Source organism: Inhella inkyongensis, assembly GCF_005952805.1.
GTDB classification, from domain to species: domain Bacteria; phylum Pseudomonadota; class Gammaproteobacteria; order Burkholderiales; family Burkholderiaceae_C; genus Inhella; species Inhella inkyongensis.
On sequence record NZ_CP040709.1, the window covers coordinates 1,340,043 to 1,362,580 of the forward strand.

General features: G+C 68.3%; 17 protein-coding genes. 10 read left to right on the plus strand and 7 right to left on the minus strand.

Annotation, left to right across the window (positions count from 1 at the left end):
* The first annotated feature begins 43 nt into the window (after positions 1–43).
* Genes nudB through clsB form a run of 5 tightly spaced genes read left to right on the plus strand, consistent with a single transcriptional unit; the run spans position 44 to position 7,999 of the window.
* The gene (gene nudB / locus FF090_RS06640) at positions 44–499 is read left to right on the plus strand and encodes a dihydroneopterin triphosphate diphosphatase (RefSeq protein WP_138855984.1); all 456 of its coding nucleotides are present in this window, start codon (positions 44–46) and stop codon (positions 497–499) included.
* 34 nt (positions 500–533) lie between these two features.
* A complete protein-coding gene (locus FF090_RS06645; protein WP_138855985.1) occupies positions 534–5,036 on the plus strand; it encodes an ATP-binding protein in 4,503 nt (1,500 codons plus the stop codon).
* Positions 5,033–5,965, plus strand: a complete 933-nt coding sequence (locus FF090_RS06650) for a diguanylate cyclase (protein WP_138855986.1) — start codon at positions 5,033–5,035, stop codon at positions 5,963–5,965. Before FF090_RS06645 ends, FF090_RS06650 begins: the two co-directional genes overlap by 4 nt.
* Positions 5,962–6,735: an endonuclease/exonuclease/phosphatase family protein gene (locus tag FF090_RS06655; RefSeq protein ID WP_138855987.1), complete on the plus strand. Its 774-nt coding sequence runs from the start codon at positions 5,962–5,964 to the stop codon at positions 6,733–6,735. Before FF090_RS06650 ends, FF090_RS06655 begins: the two co-directional genes overlap by 4 nt.
* Positions 6,728–7,999: a cardiolipin synthase ClsB gene (gene clsB / locus FF090_RS06660; RefSeq protein WP_138855988.1), complete on the plus strand. Its 1,272-nt coding sequence runs from the start codon at positions 6,728–6,730 to the stop codon at positions 7,997–7,999. The genes FF090_RS06655 and clsB overlap by 8 nt, the downstream gene beginning before the upstream one ends.
* Before the next feature lie 27 nt (positions 8,000–8,026).
* Here clsB and hutH read toward each other — a convergent pair whose 3' ends face one another.
* Together hutH and hutU are read right to left on the minus strand one after the other, a co-directional pair.
* Entirely contained in the window at positions 8,027–9,574 is a 1,548-nt protein-coding gene (gene hutH / locus FF090_RS06665) for a histidine ammonia-lyase (protein WP_138855989.1), read from the minus strand.
* Position 9,575: 1 nt separating this feature from the next.
* The gene (hutU, locus tag FF090_RS06670) at positions 9,576–11,249 is read right to left on the minus strand and encodes a urocanate hydratase (RefSeq protein WP_138855990.1); all 1,674 of its coding nucleotides are present in this window, start codon (positions 11,247–11,249) and stop codon (positions 9,576–9,578) included.
* An 82-nt stretch (positions 11,250–11,331) separates the two neighbouring features.
* On the opposite strand from hutU, the gene FF090_RS06675 reads away from it, so the two are divergent.
* The 5 genes from FF090_RS06675 to hutF all read left to right on the plus strand — a co-directional run bounded on the left by FF090_RS06675 (position 11,332) and on the right by hutF (position 16,625).
* The gene (locus tag FF090_RS06675) at positions 11,332–11,952 is read left to right on the plus strand and encodes a M23 family metallopeptidase (protein ID WP_138855991.1); all 621 of its coding nucleotides are present in this window, start codon (positions 11,332–11,334) and stop codon (positions 11,950–11,952) included.
* Entirely contained in the window at positions 11,945–12,664 is a 720-nt protein-coding gene (gene hutC / locus FF090_RS06680) for a histidine utilization transcriptional repressor HutC (RefSeq protein ID WP_138855992.1), read from the plus strand. The genes FF090_RS06675 and hutC overlap by 8 nt, the downstream gene beginning before the upstream one ends.
* The gene (gene hutI, locus FF090_RS06685; RefSeq protein ID WP_138855993.1) at positions 12,661–13,899 is read left to right on the plus strand and encodes an imidazolonepropionase; all 1,239 of its coding nucleotides are present in this window, start codon (positions 12,661–12,663) and stop codon (positions 13,897–13,899) included. The genes hutC and hutI overlap by 4 nt, the downstream gene beginning before the upstream one ends.
* Positions 13,896–14,702 (plus strand): N-formylglutamate deformylase, encoded by an 807-nt coding sequence (gene hutG, locus FF090_RS06690; RefSeq protein ID WP_138855994.1) that lies wholly within the window; start codon positions 13,896–13,898, stop codon positions 14,700–14,702. The genes hutI and hutG overlap by 4 nt, the downstream gene beginning before the upstream one ends.
* A 624-nt stretch (positions 14,703–15,326) precedes the next feature.
* Positions 15,327–16,625: a formimidoylglutamate deiminase gene (gene hutF / locus FF090_RS06695; protein WP_138855995.1), complete on the plus strand. Its 1,299-nt coding sequence runs from the start codon at positions 15,327–15,329 to the stop codon at positions 16,623–16,625.
* Here the strand turns inward: hutF and FF090_RS06700 are convergent.
* From FF090_RS06700 to FF090_RS06720, 5 genes are all read right to left on the minus strand, one after another.
* Positions 16,622–18,280: a GGDEF domain-containing protein gene (locus FF090_RS06700; RefSeq protein WP_138855996.1), complete on the minus strand. Its 1,659-nt coding sequence runs from the start codon at positions 18,278–18,280 to the stop codon at positions 16,622–16,624. The two genes, hutF and FF090_RS06700, sit on opposite strands and share 4 nt — an antisense overlap.
* 3 nt (positions 18,281–18,283) lie before the next feature.
* Positions 18,284–19,744 carry a S10 family peptidase gene (locus FF090_RS06705; protein ID WP_138855997.1) on the minus strand — a complete coding sequence of 487 codons (1,461 nt, stop codon included), beginning with the start codon at positions 19,742–19,744 and terminating at the stop codon, positions 18,284–18,286.
* 124 nt (positions 19,745–19,868) lie between these two features.
* On the minus strand, positions 19,869–20,792 hold the full coding sequence (rocF, locus tag FF090_RS06710; RefSeq protein ID WP_246071532.1) for an arginase: 924 nt from the start codon (positions 20,790–20,792) through the stop codon (positions 19,869–19,871).
* A gap of 10 nt (positions 20,793–20,802) precedes the next feature.
* The gene (locus tag FF090_RS06715; RefSeq protein WP_138855999.1) at positions 20,803–21,687 is read right to left on the minus strand and encodes an LOG family protein; all 885 of its coding nucleotides are present in this window, start codon (positions 21,685–21,687) and stop codon (positions 20,803–20,805) included.
* Between the two features lie 66 nt (positions 21,688–21,753).
* Positions 21,754–22,524 carry a HesA/MoeB/ThiF family protein gene (locus FF090_RS06720; RefSeq protein ID WP_138858311.1) on the minus strand — a complete coding sequence of 257 codons (771 nt, stop codon included), beginning with the start codon at positions 22,522–22,524 and terminating at the stop codon, positions 21,754–21,756.
* Between the last annotated feature and the right edge of the window lie 14 nt (positions 22,525–22,538).

The window sequence follows — 22,538 nt, forward strand, 5'->3', positions numbered from 1 at the left end:
CGCCCGACTTTTGCTCACTCGGACCCCGCCCGAGTCTGACACCGTGCACCCGCCCCCCTTCAAGATCCCCGAGTCGGTGCTGGTGGTGATCCACACCCCGGCCCGCGAGGTCTTGCTGATCGAGCGTGCCGATGCGCCGGGTTATTGGCAGTCGGTCACCGGCGCCAAAGATCGCCTGGATGAAAGCTGGGAGTCCACCGCGCGGCGCGAGGTGGCGGAAGAGACCGGCATCGAAGGCGGCGAGTTGACCGATTGGGGCCTGGAGAACGTCTACGAGATTTATCCGCGCTGGCGCCACCGCTACGCCCCCGGCGTGACGCACAACCGCGAGCATGTGCTGGGCCTGTGCGTGCCGGCCGGCACACCGGTGCGCTTGAATCCGCGCGAGCACCTGCGCTGGCAGTGGCTGCCCTGGGATCAGGCCGCGGACGCCTGCTTCTCGCCCTCGAACGCTGAGGCCGTTCTGATGTTGCCGCGCTTTATGCCGCGCTTCTCCTGAGGGAGTCTTGTGCGGACTGCGCCATGATGGCGCCGTGCACTTCCCCCATTTCTCGCTCGCCCGTCAGCCCGGTGCCTTGCGCCGCCGGCTGATCCAGGCCTGGGCCATCGCGCTGGCGGGCAGTTTGTTGTCGCTGGCCGCTGCTTTGTTCCTGTGGCGAGGCAGTCATCAACAAGCCCAGAGCGAGCTGGAACAGCTGGGCGCGCGCTTGGCGCTCTCGCTGCAGCAGTCCCTGGAGGCGCCGACCGAAGGCCTGCGGGGTCTGCGCGGCATGTTCCAGGCCACCCAGCGCCTGGATGCCGCAGCGTTGAGCGCCTATGTGCGCTCGCGCGAATTGCTGTTACGCCACCCTGAGCTGCTTTCCTTTGGGTTGATGCAGCGCCGGCCCGATGGCCACTATGTTCGCCTGGCGCAGGAGCCCTTTACGACCGGCGCCGAGCCGGATGCCAGCGTGCAGTTGACGCTGGAGGCTGCCGCCACGCAGGGCGAAGCGCGTCTCTCGGGTCTGGGCCATGTCGCCACCCCGGTGATCCTGGCCCTGCCGCTCTATCGTCCGGGTGCCAGCCTGCAGACGCCCCAGCAGCGCATCGATGCCCTGCAGGCGGTGATCGTGGCCACGCTGCGGGTTCAGCCCTTGCTGCGCCAGTTGGAACTGCTGGGCGATGAGCGCGTACGCGTGCGTCTGAGCGAGCCCGCGCAGCCCGGTGTGGTGCTGTTGTCCGAAGGCGAAGCGTTGGCACCGGCACTGGCGCGCTATCAACGCATCCAAGGCCTAGAGGTGCTGGGGCGCGGCTTGTTGCTGCAGCTGGATAGCCGGCCCGCGCTGGAACAAAAGTACCCCCTTTGGCCGGCTCTGCTGGTGGGCGGCGCCGGGATGTTGCTGAGTGCCCTGTTCGGACTGCTGTTGGTGGCCCAGCTTCGCGCCCGGGCGGCGTCCGATGCGCGTGCCGATCAACTGGCGCATGAGTTGGAGCCCCTGGCCCTGCTGGCCGCCGAGGGGCCGGATGCCGTGCTGCTTTGCGACGCCGAGGGCCGCATCCTGTGGGCCAACGCGGCGCTGCATGGCCTGCTGGGTCACGGCCCGGCGCAGGCCATCGGCCATCGCTGGGACAGCCTGCTGGGCCTGACCTTCTATTCCGGTGAGCAGGCCGTGCTGCAGGCCGATGGCAGCCGCCGTTGGATGGCTGTGCATGCGCTGAGCCATGGTGAAGGCCGCGACGGGGGTCTGCTGATCAGCCTGAACGACCGCAGCGCCTGGCATCAGTTGGCGCAACAGCAGCAGGCGCAAGCGGCCGGTTTGGCCGCAGCGGGCGTGAGCCTGTGGCGCTGGCGCTTGGATGCGGGGCACATCGAGCGTGATGAGGTCTGGGCTCAGCTCCTGGGCAGCAGCCTGCAGGGACTGGGCGAGTTGGCAAGCCTGCCGGAGTCCTCGCTGACCCATCCCGAGGACGAGGCCGCCTTGCGCGCCGCCGTGCAGGCCCTGTGCGAAGGACAGGCGGAGCAACTGTTGTTGCCCTTGCGCATGCGCCACACCCAGGGCCATTGGGTGACCCTGCTTTGCAGTGGCCGTGTGCAGAGCTTTGATGCCGACGGCCGCCCCTGCGTGCTGCATGGCGCCCTGGTGCCCTTGATGCCGGCCGACGCGTCCGCTGGCGCCGAGGCATTCGGACAGGCGGCGTTGGAACGCCTGGAGCGCATCGGCGGCGTGGGCGGCTGGCGTTTGGAGTTGATGGATGAGCGCATGCACTGGGGCCCCGAGGTCTGCCGCCTGCATGGCTTGCCGGGCTCGACCACGGGCCATGCGCTGGACCTGGAGGAGGCCCTGGGCTACTTCCCGCCCGACGCCCAACTGACCCTGCACGACGCCCTGAACCAGGCGCGCCAGCGCGGCAATGGGTTTGCGCTGGAGTTGCCCCTGATCACGCAGACCGATCAGCCGATCTGGGTGCGCATCGCTGCCGAGGTTGAGAGCCAGGGCGGCCGGCCGTTGCGTCTGCACGGGGTGATGCAGGACATCACGGCGCGGCGCGCGGCTGAAGCGCAGGGACAGCAGAACGCCAAGCTGTTGCGCGCTGCCATCGACGCCTTTGACCAGCCCTTTGCACTCTATGACGGCGATGACCGACTGGTGTTCTTCAACGAGCATTACCGCCAGCTCTACCCGCAGGGTCAGGAGCTGATCGAGCCCGGCCTGCCCTTTGCCAGCCTGCTGCAGGAACTGGTGGAGCGAGGTGTCTTCCCCGAAGCCAGCGGGCGCGAGGAGGGCTGGATCGCCGCGCGCGTGCAGGCGCGGCGCATCGGGCCGGTGAATGCCGAGCTGCATCTGGCCGACGGGCGGGTGCTGCGGGCCATCGACCGCCCGATGGGCGATGGCCATGTGGTGAGCGTGCGCCTGGACATCACCGAGCTGGTGCGCGCGCGCCAGCAGGCTCAGGGCCTGGCCGCCGCCAAGAGCCAGTTCCTGGCCATGATGAGTCACGAGATTCGCACCCCGCTCAACGCGGTGATGGGCATGCTCAGCCTGCTGGGCCGCAGCCCTCTGGACGCCCGCCAGAGTGGTCATTTGCGCACCGCCCAGGGGGCGGCTCGCAGCCTTCTTCGCATCCTCAACGACACCTTGGACTTCTCCAAGATCGAAGCCGGCAAGATGACGCTGGACCCGCAGCCCTTCGCGCTCGAGCCCTTCTGGACCGAGCTGGCCACGGTGCTGACGGCCGTGCTGGCGGACAAACCCCTGCGCCTGCGTTTTGATCTGGACCCGGGTCTGCCGCCAGCCTGGCGAGCCGATGCACTGCGGCTGCAACAGGTGCTGATCAATCTGGGCGGCAACGCCATCAAGTTCACGCAGGCCGGCGAGGTCTGCCTGAGCGTGCGCCGTCTGGGGGAGGGTGGGGGCCTGCAGCGCATTGAATTCGCTGTGAGCGACAGCGGCATCGGCATCGCCCCCGAGCAGCAGGAGCGCATCTTTGCCGGCTTCCAGCAAGCCGAGGCCTCGACCACCCGGCGCTTTGGCGGCACCGGTCTGGGCCTGGCCATCAGCCAGCACCTGGTGGCCCTGATGGGCGCGCGCCTGCAGTTGCAGAGCCGGCCGGGCCAGGGCAGTCGGTTCTCCTTCGAGCTCTCGCTGCCCGCGTTGAGCCTGCAAGCCCCCTTGCAGCCCCTGCCTGAACTGCCGCCGCTGCGCCTGGTGGCGCGCTCATTCGAGGAGTGGGCGCGGGCCGAGCTGGTAGCCGCCGTCGCTGCGCTGCCCGGGCTGGCCCCCCCGCACTTCCTCGCAGTGGACGAGAAGCTGCCCGAGCCGCAAGAACACGAGCCGCCCTGGATCGCCATCCAGGCGCCAGACCAAGTGCAAATCGCGATGGGGGAGGGCGAAGCGCCGCTGGCGGCCCTGGGTCTGCTGTTCGGTCGCCCCGATGCGGCGGTGCAGTCGGCGCTGGAGCAGGCCGATCACCCCGCTGCCCACTGGGCTTGGCTGCATCCGCCCCTTACGGCAGGGGCCCTGCGTGCCGCGTTGCTGGCGCTGGTGCAAGGCTCAGTGGCGTCCACGGCCCGCTTGCAAGGGCTGCGCCTGCTGGTGGCCGAGGACAACCCGACCCTGCAAGACTTGATGCGCGAGCTCCTGGGTCAGGAAGGGGCCGCGTTGCAGGTGGTGGGCGATGGCGAGGCCGCCTTGGAGGCGCTGGCGGCACAACCCTTTGACGCGGTGCTGATGGACCTCCAGATGCCGCGCCTGGATGGCATGGAGGCCACCCGGCGCCTGCGTGCCCAGCCGGCGTGGGCGCAGTTGCCTGTGCTGGCCCTGAGTGCCAATGCCAGCGCGGCCGATGCCCGTGCTTGTTTGCAGGCGGGCTTCAGCGCGCACCTGGGCAAGCCCATCGACTTTGACCTGCTGGTGCAGACCCTGCTGCGCCTGTGTGGACGGGCGGCGGTACCGCAGCCTGCCCGCACCGGGGCTCTGGAGTTTCACGCCCAGCCTCAAACCCAGGCCGCCCTGGCCCAGGCCGCCGACCGGGCCGAGGTGCGCCTTGACGCTGCCCTGGCGCGGATGGGGGGGCGGGTGGCGCCCTATGTGCGCGGCCTGGCCGCCCTGGTGAGTGAGCTGCGGCAGCCGCTGCAAGGCCTGGATGCCGCCGCGCTGCGGGTGCGCCTGCACACCCTGCGCGGCAATGCCGCCACCCTGGGCGCGCAGGGCCTGGCCCGTGCGCTCGGCGACGGGCAGTCGGCGTCGGCCGCCCAGGCGGCGATCGACGCTGCGCTCCCCGCCCTGGGCGCCCTGGTGCAGGCCCTGGAGACGAGCCTGGCGCCGCAGCCGGAAAGCCCGCCCGCGGCAGAGGCCGTGGATCACCCCAACGTCGCCCTGCGCCGCTTGCTGGCCTTGCTGGAGAGCGCGGACCTGGCGGCCCTGGATGAACTGGGCGCCTTGCGCAGCCAGCTGGGCCGCGAGCGCTGGAAGGGGCTGGACGAGGCGATGGAGGAGCTGGACTTTTCCGGTGCCGCCGAGATGGTGCGAGACTGGCTGCAAGAAGGCCCGCCATGAACATTGACTCCTCGCACGCCCCCCCGCGCCTGCTCATCGTGGATGACCAGCCGGTCAATGTGCAGGCGCTCTACCGCAGCTTCGCGCCCGACCACCAGGTCTTTGCCGCCACCCGGGGCGAACAGGCCCTGCAATTGGCGGTTCAGCAGCGCCCCGATCTGATCCTGTTGGATCTGGAATTGCCCGATCTGCACGGCCTCCAGGTCTGCGCGCGGCTCAAGGCCCAGGAGCTGACCCGCGACATTCCCATCATCATCGTGACCGCCCATGGCGACGACGCCATCGAGACCCAGGGCCTGGAGGCCGGCGCGGTGGACTTCATCCACAAGCCCATCAACCCGGCCGTGGTGCGGGCGCGCGTCAAGACGCATCTGACGCTCAAGCGCCAGTCCGACCTGCTGCGCCAGCTGGCCTTTGTGGATGGGCTCACGGGATTGCACAACCGCCGCGCGCTGGACGAGCGCCTGGACGCCGAGATGCGCCACGCCGCGCGCAACGACAAACCGCTGTCGGTCTTGTTGCTCGATGTGGACTTCTTCAAGCGCTACAACGACCACCACGGCCATCAGGCCGGCGACGAGGCCCTGCGCCGCGTGGCGGCTGCCCTGCGGGGCAGCATGCTGCGCCCGGCCGATCTGGCGGCGCGCTACGGCGGCGAGGAATTCGCCTGCCTGCTGCCCGAGACCGAGCTGGACGGCGCCCTGCTGGTGGCCGAGCGCCTGCGCGCGGCCGTGGAAGCGCTGCAGTTGCCGCATGGCAAGTCCGATGCGGCCGAGTGCGTCACCGTCAGCATCGGTGTGGCGGGCAAGCCCGGGCGCCCGGGCGGCGAGCCCGGTCATGCCTGGCGCGCCGCCGATCTGGCGCTCTACGAGGCCAAGCGCCAGGGGCGCAACCGCGTGTGTGGCCGACCCATTCCTAGCCAAGCATGAGCAGCCCCCGCCGCCTGCGCCTGGCCACCTACAACATCGCCAAGGGCGTGCGCGGCCTGGGGCCGGCGCGCCGGCTGGAGATCCACACCCTGCGCCATGGGGTGCGCGAGCTGGATGCCGACCTCGTCTGCCTCCAAGAGGTGCGCGCCTTTCATGAGCGCGACGCCCGCCGCTTCGCCCGCCACGGCTGGCCCGAGCAGCCTCAGGCCCACTATCTGGCCCCCGAGGGCTTCGAGGTGGCCTACCGCAGCAACGCCTTCACCGACGGTGGCGAGCATGGCAATGCGCTGCTCTCGCGTTGGCCCATCGAGCATGTGGGGCATCACGATGTGTCCGACCACCGGCTGGAGCAGCGGGGCTTGCTGCATGTGCGGGTGGATTGGCAGGGCAGCCCGCTGCATGTGGTGGTGATGCATCTGGGCCTGTTTGCCGGCAGCCGCCTGCGCCAGGTGCACCGGCTGGGCGACTACCTGAGCCGTGAGGTGCCGGCCGACGCACCCCTGCTGGTGGCCGGCGACTTCAACGACTGGAACGAAAAGCTCGACCCGGCGCTGGATCGCATCGGCCTGAGCCGCGCAGCAGCCGAGCAGCGCCCGCGAACCTTCCCCGCCCGCGCCCCACTGTTTGCGCTGGACCGCGTCTATCTGCGCGGCCTGCGCTGCAGCGCCTTGCAAGTGCCCGTCGGCTTGCCCTGGGTGCGCATGAGCGATCACTTGCCGCTGGTGGCGGAGTTGGAGGCGGACACCCACCCCCTAGACCCGCATGCGTGAGCCGCTGAGTCTGTGCGGCGGCAATGAGCTGCGCCTGCTGGAGGGCGGCGACCAGCTCTTTCCGGCCCTGTGTGCGGCCATCCAGGGCGCGCGGCGCGAGGTTTGGTTCGCGAGCTACATCGTCCACACCGATGCGCCTTCGCTCCAGGTGCTGCAGGCCCTGCGCGCGGCTGCCGCCCGTGGCGTGCGGGTGCGGGTGGTGGTGGACGGTTTTGGCGCCCGCCACGCCTTGCCCTGGTGGCGTGAGCAGCTGGCCGGCAGCACCGTGGCGCTCGCGGTGTTCCGCCCGCTGCACCGCTGGTGGCATTGGCTGCAGCCCGGCCAGTTGCGCCGCCTGCATCAAAAGCTCTGCGTGGTGGATGGCGAGCAGGCCTTTGTCGGTGGCATCAATCTGATCGACGACCGCATCGACCTCAGCCATGGCGATCTGGCGGCCCCGCGCTTGGACTTTGCGGTGGGGCTGCGCGGCCCGCTGGCGCCCTGGGTGGAGCAGGCGGCGCGCCATGTGTGGACGCGCGCCTGGCTGGGGCGCGACTTCGGCGGCGAGCTGCGCGACTGGCTGCTGGCGCCCGCCTTGCTGCAACGCTCGCGGCATCTGGCGCGCTTCTGGCTGGGCCGCGCGCGCAGCGCCTGGGGCGAGCGCGAACGCCGGCGTGAGCTGCGTCGCGATGGCCTGAGCGACTCGAGCCCGGTGCGCGCCGGTTTTGTGCTGCGCGACAACCTGCGCCACCGCCACGCCATTGAGCGTGAGTACCTGCGCGCGATCCAGTCGGCGCAAACGCGATTCGAGTTGATCTGCCCCTACTTCTATCCCAGCGCCCGTCTGCTGCGCGCGCTCTTGGCCGCCGCCCGCCGCGGTGTGCAGGTGCGCCTGCTGCTACAGGGGCAGTTTGACTACCGCCTCGCCGCCCTGGCCGCGCGCGCCCTGTATGCCGAGCTGCTGGCGCGCGGCGTGCAGGTCTATGAGTACCGCGCCGCCTTCCTGCATGCCAAGGTGGCCCTGGCCGACGAGGACTGGGCCACGGTGGGCAGCAGCAATCTGGACCCCACCTCGCTGCTTTTGAACCTGGAGGCCAATGTGGTGGTGCACGACGCCGGATTCAACGCCGAACTGCACCAGCGCTTTGAGGCAGCCCTGCAGGGCGCTCAAGCCGTGCAGCCGCAACAGGCCGTGCGCGGCCTGCGCGGCTGGCTGCGCCGGCTGCTGGTGGCCTGGGTGGCGCAGGTCTATTTGCGAGTGGCGGGTGGGCCGGAGGGGTATTGACCCCTTCGGTCCGGATCGCGGCGGGTTTTAGTAGACCCGCAATGCCACCGAAGAGCAGGTCAGGCGGGCCAGTTCACCTGCTTGCACCATCGCGAACGCCGCCTCGATGTCCGGCGCCAGATAGTGGTCGGTGTTCATCGCCGGGGCCTTGGCGCGCAGGGCGGTGTAGGCGGCTTCCAGCGCGGCCGAGCTCTTGAGCGGGCGCAGGAATTCAAAGCCCTGGCAGGCCGCCAGCCATTCGATGGCGACGATGTGGCCGGTGTTGTCCAGCATGTTGGCCAGTCGGCGCGCGCCAAAGGTGGCCATGGACACATGATCTTCCTGGTTGGCGCTGGTGGGCAGGCTGTCCACGCTGGCCGGGTGGGCCAGGCTCTTGTTTTCGCTGGCCAGGGCCGCCGCGGTCACGTGCGCAATCATGAAGCCGCTGTTCAGGCCGGCGTTCTCGGTCAGGAATGGCGGCAGGCGCGACACGCCGGTGTCGATCAGCATGGCGATGCGGCGTTCGGCAATCGCGCCCACTTCGGCGATGGCCACGGCCAGGGCGTCGGCGGCCAGGGCCACGGGTTCGGCGTGGAAGTTGCCGCCGCTGATCATGGTGGCCGTACCGTCCTTCTCCGCGAAGACGAGCGGGTTGTCGGTGACGGCATTGGCCTCGCGCAGCAGCACATCGCGCACATAGCGGGCCTGGTCCAGGCAGGCGCCCATCACCTGGGGCTGGCAGCGCAGGCAATAGGGGTCCTGCACCCGGTCGTCGTTCTCGGCGTGGCTGGCGCGAATGGCGCTGCCCTTGAGCAGTTCGCGGTAGGCCGCGGCCACTTCGATCTGGCCGGGCTGGCCGCGCACCGCGTGGATGCGCGCATCGAACGGGCCGTCGCTGCCGCGCGCGGCGTCCAGGCTCAGGGCGCCGGTGAGCACCGCGCTGGCGTAGAGCACTTCGAAGCGCAGCAGGGCGTCCAGGGCCAGGGCGGTGCTGGTCTGGGTGCCGTTGATTAGGGCCAGGCCTTCCTTGGCGGCCAGTTGCAAGGGCTTGAGGCCGGCGGCTTCCAGCACGGCGGCGGCCGGCTTGCGCTGGCCGTCCACCAGGAACTCGCCTTCGCCCATCAGGGCCAGGCTCATGTGCGAGAGCGGGGCCAGATCGCCCGAGGCGCCCACCGAACCCTGGCAAGGCACATAAGGGGTCAGGCCGGCGTTGAAGACGTCCAGCAGGGCCAGCACCACCTCGCGGCGCACGCCCGAGATGCCGCGCGCCAGGCTGGATAGCTTGGTGGCCAACATCAGGCGCAGCACGCGCTCGTTCATCGGCGCGCCCACTCCCACGCAATGCGAGCGGATCAGATTGCGCTGCAGGGTGTCGAGCTCGTCCTTGGCGATGCGCTTGTTGGCCAGCTTGCCAAAGCCGGTATTCACGCCGTAAACAGCAGCGTCGCCAGCTGCAGCCTTCTGCACCACGGCGGCGCCGCGCTCAATGTCTTCCCAGGCTTCGGGCACCAGTTCCAGGCGCACGCCGCCTTGTTGGATCTGGCGCAGTTGGTCCAGCGTCAGGGCGCCGGGGGTGAGTTTCAAAGTCGTCGTCATATCAGAGGCTCGGCAGGTTCAGGCCTTGGGTCTTGGCGCAGGTTTGGGCGATCTCGTAGCCCGCGTCGGCATGGCGCATCACGCCGGTGCCGGGGTCGTTCCAGAGCACGCGCTTGAGGCGCTCGGCGGCGTCCGCCGTGCCGTCGGCCACGATGACCACGCCGCTGTGCTGGCTGTAGCCCATGCCTACGCCGCCGCCGTGGTGCAGGCTCACCCAGGTGGCGCCGCCGGCGGTGTTGAGCATGGCGTTCAGCAGCGGCCAGTCGCTCACCGCATCGCTGCCATCCATCATCGATTCCGTCTCGCGGTTCGGGCTGGCCACCGAGCCGCAATCCAGATGGTCGCGGCCGATCACGATCGGGGCCTTCAATTCGCCCTTGGCCACCATTTCATTAAAGGCCAGACCGGCCAGATGGCGCTGGCCCAGGCCGAGCCAGCAGATGCGCGCCGGCAGGCCCTGGAAGGCGATGCGCTCGGCCGCCATGTCCAGCCAGCGGTGCACACGCTTTTCCTCGGGGAAGAGTTCCTTGATCTTGGCGTCGGTCTTGGCGATGTCCTTGGGGTCACCCGAGAGCGCCACCCAGCGGAAGGGGCCACGGCCCTCGCAGAATTGCGGACGCACATAGGCGGGCACAAAGCCGGGGAAGTCGAAGGCGTTCTTCACGCCCTGGTCCAGCGCCACCTGGCGGATGTTGTTGCCGTAGTCCACCGTTGGGATGCCCATGGCCTGGAACTGCAGCATGGCCTTCACGTGTTCGGCGCAGCTCTGCGCTGCAGCGGCCTTGAGCTCGGCGTGCTGGGCCGGGTCGGCCGCCGCGGCGCGCCATTGCTCGACGCTCCAGCCGGCCGGCAAATAGCCGTTGATCAGGTCATGGGCCGAGGTCTGGTCGGTCACCAGATCGGGCTTGATGGCCGTGCCTTCCATGCAGCGCTGGGCCAGCGCCGGCAGGATGCGGGCGGCGTTGCCCAGCAGCGCGATCGACACTGCCTTCTTCTCGGCCGTGTACTTGGCGATGCGCGCCAGCGCGTCGTCCAGGTCGGTGGCCTGCTCGTCCACATAGCGGGTCTTGAGGCGGAAGTCGATGCGGCTCTGTTGGCACTCGATGTTCAGCGAACACGCACCTGCAAACGTGGCGGCCAGGGGCTGGGCGCCGCCCATGCCACCCAGGCCCGCGGTCAGCACCCAGCGGCCCTCGAGCGAGCCACCGTAGTGCTGGCGGCCGGCCTCGGCAAAGGTCTCGTAGGTGCCCTGCACGATGCCCTGGGTGCCGATGTAGATCCACGAGCCGGCCGTCATCTGGCCATACATCATCAGACCCTTGCGGTCCAACTCGTTGAAGTGTTCCCAGTTGGCCCAGGCCGGCACCAGATTGCTGTTGGCCAGCAGCACGCGCGGGGCGTTCGGGTGGGTGGGGAAGACGCCGACCGGCTTGCCGCTCTGGATCAGCAGGGTCTGGTCGTTATCAAGGGCTTTCAAGCTCGCGAGGATGCGATCAAAGGCCTCCCAGTTGCGCGCCGCCTTGCCAATGCCGCCGTAGACCACCAGGTCCTCGGGGCGCTCGGCCACCTCGGGGTCGAGGTTGTTCTGGATCATGCGGAAGGCGGCTTCGGTCAGCCAGTTCTTGCACGACAGCTCGGTGCCACGCGGGGCGCGCACAACGCGGGGAGAGGACATGGGATGGTCTCCGACAGGGCCAGGAATGCGAGCATCCTAAGTTGTCTAGACAAGTTGCGTCAAGGGGCTGCACAATCGCTCCATGGCAAACGCAAAGAACGGATTGGGTGCTTTGAGACGAATGGCAATCGCACTGTGGTGCGCCATGTTCTTGCCGGCAGGTTTGGCCGAGCCAATCGCGATCGATGCGGTTGTCATTCATCCACTCTTCAGAGAGAGTTTTAGCTGCTCGGAGCACTGGGAGGGCAATCTGAAGGGTTTGGGTGATGAGCTCGGGTCGGATTGTGTGATTCAGCAAATGGTGGAGGCCGACGGACGCCGCTGGATGCGTGCCTATCGAGGTGATGGTCTCGCAAACGAGGATTGGTTTGCGTGGGGTCAGCCGGTGCTGGCACCTTGCGACTGCGAGGTCGTGCAAATGCGAGAAAACCCAGTGGTCAATCTGCCGGGCCAGATGGGCAAGCCGCCGGCGGCATGGGTGCAGTTTCGTCGCACGGATGGCGTAAATGTGCTGCTGGCTCACGTGGTCGATGTGAGCGTGAGGCCGGGTGAGTTGGTACGTGCCGGGCAACCGATTGCCAAGGTGGGCAACAACGGCATGAGTCGCCATCCTCACATTCATGTCGCAGCTTGGCGGGGCGAGCAACCATTGCAGATTCGGTTTGATTTGCGGGCAGCAGGTCGATTGCGGGCAGATGACTGAGATCCCTAAGGAACTGTCCCCGCGCTACACCTTGGTGCAGGCGCATCTGCGGGAGGGGATCAAGAGCGGGCAATGGACGGTGGGTGACCGCCTGCCCAGCGAATCCGAGCTGGTGGCGCAATTCGGCGTCAGCCGCATGACGGTGAACCGCGCGCTGCGCGAGTTGGAGCAGGAAGGCCTGATCCGTCGCCAGCAGGGCGCTGGCAGCTTTGTGGCGCCGCTGGAGCGCGTGGCCAGCACGCTGGTGATCCGCGACATCCACGAAGAAATCGCCGCGCGCGGCCATCGGCACGAGGCCGAGCTGCTGCAGTTGGGCGAGCGCCGCGCGCGTCGAGGCGAAGCCGAGCGCCTGGGCCTGGAGGCCGGCGCGCGCCTGTTCCACAGCCGCATCTTGCACCGCGAGAACGGCCTGCCCTTGCAGTTGGAAGACCGTCTGGTGAACCCGGCCTGCGCGCCTGACTATCTGGCTCAGGACTTCCGCCAGCAGACCCCCACGGCCTATCTGTTGCAGGTGGCGCCGCTGACCGGGGCGACCTATCAAATCGAGGCGGCGGCGGCCAATGCCGAAGAAGCTCAGGCCTTGGGCCTGAGCGCCGGTGACCCCTGCCTGGTGATCGAGCGCAGCAGCCGCAGCCACGGCGGCACCGTGACCTGGGTGCGCTTGGTGCACCCGGGCGCCCGCCATGTGTTGACCGGGAGTTTTGAGGCATGAAGGCATTGACTCTGTGGCGCGACGCGCGCCTGGCCACCTTCCACGGGGATCAGCCCTGGGGGGCGATTGAAGACGGCGCCCTGCTGACGCGGGGCGAGCAGATCGAATGGGTGGGCCGGCTCGTTGATCTGCCTGCGGACGTGCCGGCGGGTCTGGATATCCAGCGCGAGCACTCGCTGCAAGGCGCCTGGGTCACGCCGGGCCTGATCGACGCCCACACCCATTTGGTCTATGGCGGGCAGCGCGCGCACGAATTTGAGCTGCGGCTGCAGGGCGCGGGCTACGAGGAAATTGCCCGTGCCGGCGGCGGCATCCGCTCCACCGTGGCGCATACCCGCGCGGCCAGCGAGGCCGAGCTGTTGGCCTCAGCCCGCCATCGACTCGAAGCTTTGAAGGCCGAGGGCCTGACGACCGTTGAGATCAAGAGCGGCTACGGCCTGAGCAGAGAGCACGAGGCCAAGATGTTGCGCGTGGCCCGGCGCTTGAGCGCGCACGGCGTGCAGGTGCGCACCAGCTACCTGGGCTTGCACGCGCTGCCGCCTGAGTTCGAGGGCCCAACCGGTGCCAATGTGGACGCCTATGTGGACGCCTGCCTGGACGACCTGCCCGCCTTGCAAGCCGAAGGCCTGGTGGATGCGGTGGATGCCTTTTGCGAAACCATTGGCTTCACGCCCGCGCAGGTCGAGCGCCTGTTCCAGCGCGCCCAGCAACTCGGTCTGCCGGTCAAGCTGCATGCCGAGCAATTGAGCGACCAGGGCGGCAGCCAGCTCACCGCGCGCTTTGGCGGCCTGAGTGCCGATCACCTGGAGTGGCTGAGCCCCGAGGGCGTGGCCGCCATGGCACAGGCCGGCACCGTGGCGATGTTGCTGCCCGGGGCCTATCACTGCCTGCGCGAAACCAAGCTGCCGCCGATTGCCGCCTTGCGCGCGGCGGGCGTGCCGATGGCGCTGTCCACCGATCACAACCCCGGCACCTCGCCCTTGCTTTCGATGCTGGCGGTGCTGCAACTGGCCTGCATCCATTTCCGTATGACGCCCGAAGAGGCCCTGCGCGGCCTGACCGTGAATGCCGCCCGCGCCCTGGGGCTGAAGGACCGGGGGCAGCTGGTGGCCGGCCAGCGTGCCGACTTCTGCGTCTGGGGCGTGGACCATCCGCGTGAGCTCAGCTATTGGCTGGGCGGGCGGCCTTTGATCAATCGGATCTTCGGCGGCGCGCCGGATAAGGAACTGAAATGAGCGATGCCTTCACCCTGCTGCGCGGCACGCAACCGCTGCTCATCAGCCTGCCCCATGTGGGCTTCGAGATCCCCGCTGACCAGCAGCATCGCTACACCGACCAGGCGCTGACCAGCGTCGACACCGACTGGCATCTGGAGCGGCTCTACCGCCCCCTTGCCGAGAAGTTGGGGGCCAGCCTCTTGGTGCCGCGCTACTCGCGCTATGTGATTGACCTCAACCGCCCCGAGGTGGATGCCCCCATGTACCCGGGTGCGAACAACACTGAGCTCTGCCCGACGCGTGACTTTGAGGGCGTGCCGCTCTACCGCGAGGGCCTGGCGCCCGATGCCGCCGAGCGCGAGCGCCGCTTGGGCCTGAGCTGGCGGCCCTATCACCAGGCGCTGGGCGGCGAGCTCGAACGGATTCGCGCCGAGCATGGGGTGGCGCTGCTCTGGGACGGGCATTCGATCGAGTCCGAACTGCCCTGGCTGTTCGAAGGTCGGTTGCCGGACTTGAATCTGGGTAGCGCCAACGGCGCGAGCTGCGGCGCCTCGATTCGCGCGGCGGTCGCCGGGGTGCTCGAAGGCCAGACGCGTTATTCGCAAGTAGTGGACGGCCGCTTCAAGGGCGGGCACATCACGCGGTTTTATGGTCGGCCTGAGCAGGGCGTGCATGCGCTGCAGATGGAGATGGTGCAGGCCATCTACATGCTGGAAGACAAGCGGCATCCGGCGCCGCGGCCGTATTTGGAGGATCGTGCTGCCGAGGTAGTGCCGCTCTTGGAGCGGCTGCTCACGGCATTTTTGGCTTGTGCCTCGTGAACTTGCCTTGTTCGGGGCAGCCCGCCGGGATTCCGGCCCGGCGGCCGGGTTACTTTCTTTGCTTCGCCAAAGAAAGTAACCAAAGAAAGGCGACCCCGATGCCTGCGCCCCTTGGCTGTGCCAAGGGGTTCCCTGCGGTGCGCGAAGAGCAGACCCCGGCGCGGAACGCACTCCGTTCGCTGCGCTCACTGCGTTTGAACGGCCGCGCCGAGTCAGTTCTTGATGCGCGCTGCGCGCGCGGGTCTGCTCTTCTGTGCTCCTCGGCTTGGCATAGGGGACCCCTGGAAACGGTGCGTCTCTCGGCAGCCCGGGCTGTTCGGCTGTTGGCTGTTTGGGGGTCCCCCTATGCCAAGCCGAGCAGCGCAAGGGCTTGGGGGAGCGCGCGCAGCGCGCCACCACAACAAATTCGGCGCGGCCGTTCAAGCGCAGCGAACCCAGTGAGCGAAGCGCGTTCCGCGCCGCCCCCAAGACCTGAGCAGCGCAGGGAACCGATCGCCGCAGGCGAGCGGCGCCGGCATCGGGGGTCGCCTTTCTTTTCCCCCCTTTTCTTTGGCGAAGCAAAGAAAAGGGGGTCGGGTGCAGGGGTGAAGCCCCTGCGGGTTCTCACATAGATCGTTAGCGAATATGCACTACAAGAAACTCTGGACCCCCGCCGCCTGGCTCCAAGGCCGTTGGCAAGAATCGGTTCTGCTCGAAATCGATGGCGCCGGCCGCTGGCAATCCATCACCGCCGGGGTGCAGCAGCCCACGGACGCCAGAGTCCTGGCGGGGCCGGTCCTGCCGCCGCTGGTCAACGCTCATAGCCATGCGTTTCAGCGCGCCATGGCCGGTCTGGCCGAGACGCGCGACAGCGAAAGTGACGATTTCTGGAGCTGGCGCGAGGCCATGTACCGCGTGGCGCTGTCGATCAGCCCTGAGGAGCTCAGGCAAGTGGCCACGCGGCTCTACAAGGAACTGCTGCGGGGCGGCTACACCCAGGTCTGCGAGTTTCACTACTTGCAGCATCAGCCCGACGGCCAGCCCTACGAGGACGAGCTGACCATGGCCTGGTCGCTGATCGACGCCGCCGAAGAGGCCGGTATCGGTATCACCATGCTGCCCGTGCTCTACGCGCACCAGGGCTTTGGCCAGAAGGGGCTGAAGGACACGCAGCGGCGCTTCAAGACCGACGCGGCTTGGGTGTTCGAAGCACAGCGCCGCATCAACGAACACCGCAGCGCCACCGTGAACGCCGGCGTGGCCCTGCACTCGTTACGCGCCGCCCATCCCGAGGACATCCAGGCGCTGATGCAGCGCGTGGGCGATCAGGACCTGCCCATCCACATCCACGTCGCCGAACAGACCGGCGAGGTGCGCGACTGCCTGGCCCAGACCGGCATGCGACCCATCGAATGGCTGTGCAAGGTGCAGGGCCTGGACGCCCGCTGGCAGTTGGTGCATGCCACCCATGCGGAGGCGTTCGAGGTGGAGCTGCTGGCCCGGCAAGGCGCGGGCGTGGTGATCTGCCCCACAACCGAGGCCAATCTGGGCGATGGATTGGCACCGCTGACGGGCTATCTGAACGCGGGCGTGCCGCTCACCGTGGGCAGCGATTCCGAAGTGGGCCGTGAGTGGCGCGAGGAGTTGCGTTGGCTGGAATACGGCCAACGCCTGCTGCTGCGCCAGCGCAATGTGGCCAGCAGCCCCAAGAGCCAGCCCAGCAGCGCGGCGCGTCTGTTTGACGCCATGCTGGCTGGCAGTGGCCGCGCGGCGGGCTTTGATCGCTGGGGCTTGGTGCCTGGCGCGCGCGCCGACTGGCTGGTGCTAGATACCCAGGCCGAAGGCCTGGAGGGCCTTCCCATGAGCCGGTGGCTAGACGGCCTGGTGTTCGCGTCGGCCGGGCCGCTGTGGCGCGAGATCGGTGTGGGCGGAAAGAAGCTCTAAGCCACGCAGACCCGGTTGCGCCCCGCGTCCTTGGCCTGGTAGAGCGCAGCGTCTGCGCATTGCACCAGGGCACGCACGTTCTGGCAGGGGGCTGATTGGCCCAGCCCCCGCAGGGCCACGCCGGCGCTCAGGGTCTGCTGCAGGCCAGGGAAGCGCACACCCCAGGGGTGATGCTCCACGGCATTGCGCAGGCGCTCGAACACGGCCTGGGCGGCGGTGGCCTGCGGGCCCAGCAGCGCGACGAGAAATTCCTCGCCGCCCCAGCGGGCCAGCAGGTCGGCGCTGCGCAGGCGCAGGCGCAGCAGTTCCGAAAGTTCGCGCAGCACCGCGTCGCCTACGGCATGGCCGCGTTCGTCGTTGACGCGCTTGAAGTGGTCCAGGTCCAGCAGGGCGATGGCCAAAGGAAGTTGGCCGATTTGGGCACGCTCCCAGAGCACGTCCAGCGCCTGCTCGGCGTGACGGCGGTTGGAGAGGCGGGTCAGCACGTCCTCGCGCGCGGCGCGGTCGGTGCGGGCCAGTTGTTGGCGTAGCGCACGCTGCTCCTGCTCCAAGGCCTGGGAGCGTTCACGTTCGCGCTGGGCGTCGGCATGGGCGTGCTCAGCGCGCGCCACGGCCTGGTCGATCTCGCGTTGGATCAGCAGGATCTGCGTCTGCACGCGCTGCACCTGGCGCGCGGTCTGGCGTTCATGTTGGACCCACTGCTCCAGACTGCCCAGGGCTGCGGCCGGTTGGCCGCTTTGCTTTTGCAATTCATAGAGCAGGCGCAGGCCCAGGCGCCGCAGGCGTGGGCGGATCGGCTCGGCACTGGGTTGCAACAGCGCTTGCAGGATGCCGATGGCTTCTTGTGTTTGCCCCAGGCCCTGGGCCAGTCGGGCGCGGTAGAACAGTGTGAAGCGTTGCAGGTTCAGGAAGTGATGTTCCTGGGCCTGGCTGTCCAGATGCTCGATCAGAGGCTGGGCACGGGCCCAGTCCTGACCCACCAGCAGGGCCTCGATCAGGTTGGACAGGGCGGTGGCCTGTTTGAACACATTGCCCTGGGTCTGGGCCGTCGCCAAGGCTTGCTCGGCCAGCAACTGGGCCATGGCCTGGCTGACGATCAGGTCCTCGGCCTGGCCCTCCACCGCAGCCTGCTCGCATTCATCCAGCGTGTAGTAGGCTTGGTTGTTGAGGCAGGCGAAATCCAGCTCGGCCAGGCCCAGGGTCTGGGCGATCTCGCGGGCTTGCTGGGTGGTTTCGCGGGCTTGGGCCGGGTTGTCCATCGCGCCATAGGCATTGCCCACGCGTGCCAGGGCCCAACCCTCGCGCGCGGCGTCGCCCAGCGCACGCGCCAGGCTGAGGGCAGACAGCGCAGCTTCCAGGGCCTCGCGGCCCAGGCCCAGATGGGCATAGGCCAGGGCCAGCTGGGTGTGCGCGTCGCACAGCGGTTCGCGCTCGCCCAGTCGCTCCAGCAGGCGCACGGCCTCGCTGGCATGCCGCACCGCCTCGGTGGCGCGGCCTTCGCGCTGGTTGGCGCGGGTCAGCAGCATGAGCAATGGGGCCCGGGCCTGCGCTTCCTGGGTGTGCGCCAGCAAGGGTTCCAGCTGAAGCAGCGCTTGTGCGTGCTCGCCCTGATCCAGCAGCTCCTGGGCCTGGCTGAGTGCGGCGTCCAAGTTCACGCCTCAGGCCCCTTGCACAAAGGCGCGGAGATCCTCGGCCAGGCGCTGGCGCGACTCGGCGTGCACGTACATCATGTGCCCTGCGGGATAGTGCGCGACCTGGATCTGGGTGCGCAGATGCGCTCGCAATCCCATATGGGCCAGGCTGTGCAGCGCCGCGCCGGGGGGCGTGGCCAGGTCCAGGTCGCCGCAGGCCACGAAGACCCGCAACTCGGGCTGGTGGTGCAAGGCCTGGCGCAGCAACTCGGCGGTGTGCAGGTATTTGTTCTCGATGCCCTTCCAGGTCCAGCTCTTGTAGAGCGGCGCCAGCAGGTGATAGGGCGCATCACCCGCCCAGCCCAGCTGTTCGTGCAGCACGCGCTGCATGCCCACGCGGTAGGCCCCGGCCAGATTGCTATAGCTGGGGTCGTCCTCGGCCTTCTCGCCGGCATCGTCGCGGTCGTGGCCGACGAAGCGGCTGTCCAGGCGGCCCACCACCTCGCCGCGCTCGCGCAGCAGTTCTTTGAAGAAGCGCTCGTCGCTGACGCGCAGGCGGCAGCGCTGCACAAAGTCAGGGCTAAGGCCCGTCAGCGTGGCGTATTCCAAGGCGATCTTGCGCTGGGCGGACGCGTCCAGGCGGTCGCCCTGCAACAGCGCACTGGCATAGGGGCCGAGTGCAAAGGCCTCGGCCTTGGCCAGCAGGGCTTCCAGGCTCAGGGCCTGGAGCTTGGGCGCCAGGGCCTGGTGGTACCAGGCGGTGGCTGCAAAAGTGGGCAGGAAGGTGATGTGGGGCAGGTCGTTGCCCACATCGAAGGCAAAGGTCTGGAAGTCCAGGGCCGGTGAGACCAGCACCACGCCGTTGAGCATCAGTTCGCACTTCTCCTGCAGCTGGCGCGCCAGCGCGGCCGCCCGGGTGCTGCCATAACTCTCGCCCAGCAGGTATTTGGCGCTGCCCCAGCGGCCCTCGCGGCTCAGGTACAGGCGCATGAACTCGGCGATGGCGTCGAGGTCGCGCTGGTAATCGTGGTACTCGGCTTCCTTCTGGCCCTCGGCCATGCGCGAGTAACCCGTCCCCACCGGGTCGATGAAGACCAGATCGGCATGCGTCAGCAGGGTGTCGGCATTGGCTTCCAGCGCATAGGGCGGGGCGCCGCAATAGCCCATCTCGTCGCTCACCACGCGCTGCGGCCCCAGCAGGCCCAGATGCAGCCACACGCTGCTGGAGCCCGGCCCGCCGTTCATGGCGAACACCAGCGGCCTGTTGGCTTCAGCTCCCAGCAGGGTGTAGGCGGTGTAGAAAACCTGGGCCCGCACTGGTTCGCCCTGGCGGGTGCCGTCTTTGATGTCGGGCTCGCGCAGGTTCAGCGTGCCGGCACTGGCGCGGTAGCGCAGCGTGCGGCGGCCAATCTTGAGCTCGTGCTCGCGCTCGACGCGTTGTTCGGCGGGCGTTGTTGCGGGAGGCAGTGCGGCGGTGGCTTCGTTCATGGGGCGGGGCGGGCGGCGCAATGGTTGATGAACTCTGTTTGATCAAGCGCACACCGTGGAACCGGCTTTGCCGGGCCACTGGTGTGGCCCCCTGGGGGGAGGCGCCGCAGGCGCTTCGGGGGGGTCAACTCTTTCTCATCAGGGTGCTTTTTCCGAACAGCGACTCGATCAGATCGACTGCCAGCAGCGCGGTGCGGTTTTTCTCGTCCAGAGCGGGGTTCAGTTCCATCACGTCCAGCGAGGCCAAACGGCCGGTGTCGGCAATCATCTCCATGCACAGCTGCGCCTCGCGGTAGCTGGGGCCGCCGGGGACCGTGGTGCCCACGCCGGGAGCGATGGCGGGGTCCAGGAAGTCGACGTCAAAGCTCACGTGCAGATGGGTGTTGGCGTCCAGCGTGGCCAGGGCCAGCTCCATGGCCTGGCGCATGCCCATCTCATCGATGTAGCGCATGTCAAAGACTTCGAGCTCTTGCTCGTGGACGAAGCGCTTTTCACCTTCGTCCACGCTGCGGATGCCGATCTGGCGCACCCACTTGGGGCTGATGGCGGGCTGCTGCGCGCTGAAGCCGCCGATGCTCACCAACTCGGGTGCGCCGAAGCCGCACAGGGTGGCCACCGGCATGCCGTGGATGTTGCCGCTCGGGGTCAGGGCCGAGGTGTTGAAGTCGGCGTGCGCATCCAGCCACAGCACGCGCAGCTTTTTGCCCTGGGCCTTGCAGTGGCGCGCCACCGCACTGATGGAGCCAATACCCAGACAGTGGTCGCCGCCCAGCAGGATGGGCATGCGGCCGGCTTGCAACTCGGCGAACACGGCCTCATGCACGGCCTGGTTCCAGGCCACCACCTCGGGCAGGTGGCGATAGCCCTCGACCGGGGGCAGCCAGGGGTTGTAGGGGCCGTTCAGATTGCCGCAGTCCTTCACATCGACGCCGCGCGCTTGCAGCGCCGGACCGATGCCGGCCACGCGCATGGCCTCAGGGCCCATCGAGGCGCCGCGGGCGCCGGCGCCGATGTCGGTGGGGGCGCCAATCAAAGAGATCTTGTGCATTGCAGTCATTTCAAACAGAACAGTTGGCAGTGGATTTGAGGTCGTACTCGTGCTCGAGCAGGGCCCAGGCCTGTTCGGCGGTCTCGACGAAGCGGAACAGTTTCTCGTCGCCCGGGCTGATCATGCCGGTCTCAACCAGGTAGTCGAAGTCGATCAAGCGGGTCCAGAACTCGTGGCCGAACAGCAGGATGGGGCGGCGCCGGCATTTGCCGGTCTGGATCAGGGTCAGGGTTTCGAACAGTTCGTCCAGCGTGCCAAAGCCGCCCGGGAAGCACACCAGCGCCACCGAGCGCATCAGGAAGTGCATCTTGCGCAGCGCAAAGTAGTGGAAGCGAAAGCAGAGCTCGGGCGTGATGTAGGGGTTGGGATGCTGCTCGTGCGGCAGCACGATGTTCAAGCCGATGCTCTTGCCGCCGGCCTCGTGCGCGCCGCGGTTACCGGCTTCCATGATGCCGGGGCCGCCGCCCGTCACCACGTAGAGCGGGGTGCCGCAGGTCTGGGTCTCGCGCGTGATGATCTCGGCCAGCCGGCGCGCTTCGTCGTAGTAGGCACTCATGCGCAGCATGTTCTCGGCGCGGCGCTCGCGGGCGGTGTCGCCGGCCGCCTGCGCGGCCTCGAGTTCGGTGCGGGCCTGCACTGGGTCAGGGATGCGGGCGCTGCCGAACATCACCACCGTGGCCTGGATGCCGAGTTCCTGCTGAACCAACTCGGGCTTGAGCAGTTCGAGTTGCATGCGGATCGGCCGCATCTCGTCGCGCAGCAGGAAGTCGGCGTCATTGAAGGCCAACCGGTAGGAGGGCGCCTGCTCGATGTCGGTCAGCGGCGGCGGCACCCGGCGCAGTTCTTCTTGGGCCGACGGGAAATTTCGCTCTTTCAAGTCACGACGCGGTGCCATCTCGTTCTCCAGCGTGGAAAGCATGAGAACCGTGCAGCATATCGGGAGCACGGAGAAAGAATATTTCTACTTCAGTCCTTCTGCTGCCGTTTGCTCGCCGCAGACCGCGCAATGCGGATCGCGGGCCACGCCCAGCATATCGGTCTCGCCACGGCGCGCGTCGAACATCCACAGGCGGCCCTGCAGGCCATCGGTCTGCCCAATCAGCAGCTTCAGGGCCTCAGCGGCCTGCAGGCTGCCCACCAGGCCCACGAGCGGCGCAAACACGCCCTGCGTGGCGCAGTGCGCGTCGGTCACCGGCGCATCGGGTGGGAACAGACAGGCATAGCAAGGGCACAGCGGGTTGCGCGGGTCGTAGACCGAGGCCTGGCCATCCCAGCCCACGGCGGCCGCCCACACGAGCGGCTTGCGCGCCGCCACGCAGGCGGCGTTGACGGCCTGGCGGGTGGCGAAGTTGTCGCTGCAGTCCAGCACCAGATCGGCCTGCGCCACCCAGCCGGGCAGGTTGTCCGGCGTCGCGCGGCAGGCCTCCGGGCTCAGCCGCAGTTCCGGGTTGAGGGCCAACATGGCCTGCGCGGCCGACGCCACCTTGGTCTGCCCCACCCGCGCATCGGCATGGGCAATCTGGCGCTGCAGATTGCTGAGCTCGACGGTATCGGGATCCACCAGGCGGATGTGTCCGACGCCGGCGCTGGCCAGGTAGAGCAGGGCGGGGGAGCCCAGGCCACCCGTGCCGATCACCAGCACTGACGCTGCCAACAGGGCCTGCTGGCCTTCGATGCCCAGCTCGTTCAGCAGCAGATGCCGCGCATAGCGCAGCAGCTGCCCGTCATTCAGATCCGGCTTGCTGT

Coding starts and splice junctions, on each gene's coding strand:
- FF090_RS06650 (WP_138855986.1), top strand. CDS start 5,033: ATGAACATTGACTCCTCGCACGCCCCCCCGCGCCTGCTCATCGTGGAT.
- FF090_RS06655 (WP_138855987.1), top strand. CDS start 5,962: ATGAGCAGCCCCCGCCGCCTGCGCCTGGCCACCTACAACATCGCCAAG.
- clsB (WP_138855988.1), top strand. CDS start 6,728: ATGCGTGAGCCGCTGAGTCTGTGCGGCGGCAATGAGCTGCGCCTGCTG.
- hutH (WP_138855989.1), bottom strand. CDS start 9,574: ATGACGACGACTTTGAAACTCACCCCCGGCGCCCTGACGCTGGACCAA.
- hutU (WP_138855990.1), bottom strand. CDS start 11,249: ATGTCCTCTCCCCGCGTTGTGCGCGCCCCGCGTGGCACCGAGCTGTCG.
- FF090_RS06675 (WP_138855991.1), top strand. CDS start 11,332: ATGGCAAACGCAAAGAACGGATTGGGTGCTTTGAGACGAATGGCAATC.
- hutC (WP_138855992.1), top strand. CDS start 11,945: ATGACTGAGATCCCTAAGGAACTGTCCCCGCGCTACACCTTGGTGCAG.
- hutI (WP_138855993.1), top strand. CDS start 12,661: ATGAAGGCATTGACTCTGTGGCGCGACGCGCGCCTGGCCACCTTCCAC.
- hutG (WP_138855994.1), top strand. CDS start 13,896: ATGAGCGATGCCTTCACCCTGCTGCGCGGCACGCAACCGCTGCTCATC.
- hutF (WP_138855995.1), top strand. CDS start 15,327: ATGCACTACAAGAAACTCTGGACCCCCGCCGCCTGGCTCCAAGGCCGT.
- FF090_RS06705 (WP_138855997.1), bottom strand. CDS start 19,744: ATGAACGAAGCCACCGCCGCACTGCCTCCCGCAACAACGCCCGCCGAA.
- rocF (WP_246071532.1), bottom strand. CDS start 20,792: ATGCACAAGATCTCTTTGATTGGCGCCCCCACCGACATCGGCGCCGGC.
- FF090_RS06715 (WP_138855999.1), bottom strand. CDS start 21,687: ATGGCACCGCGTCGTGACTTGAAAGAGCGAAATTTCCCGTCGGCCCAA.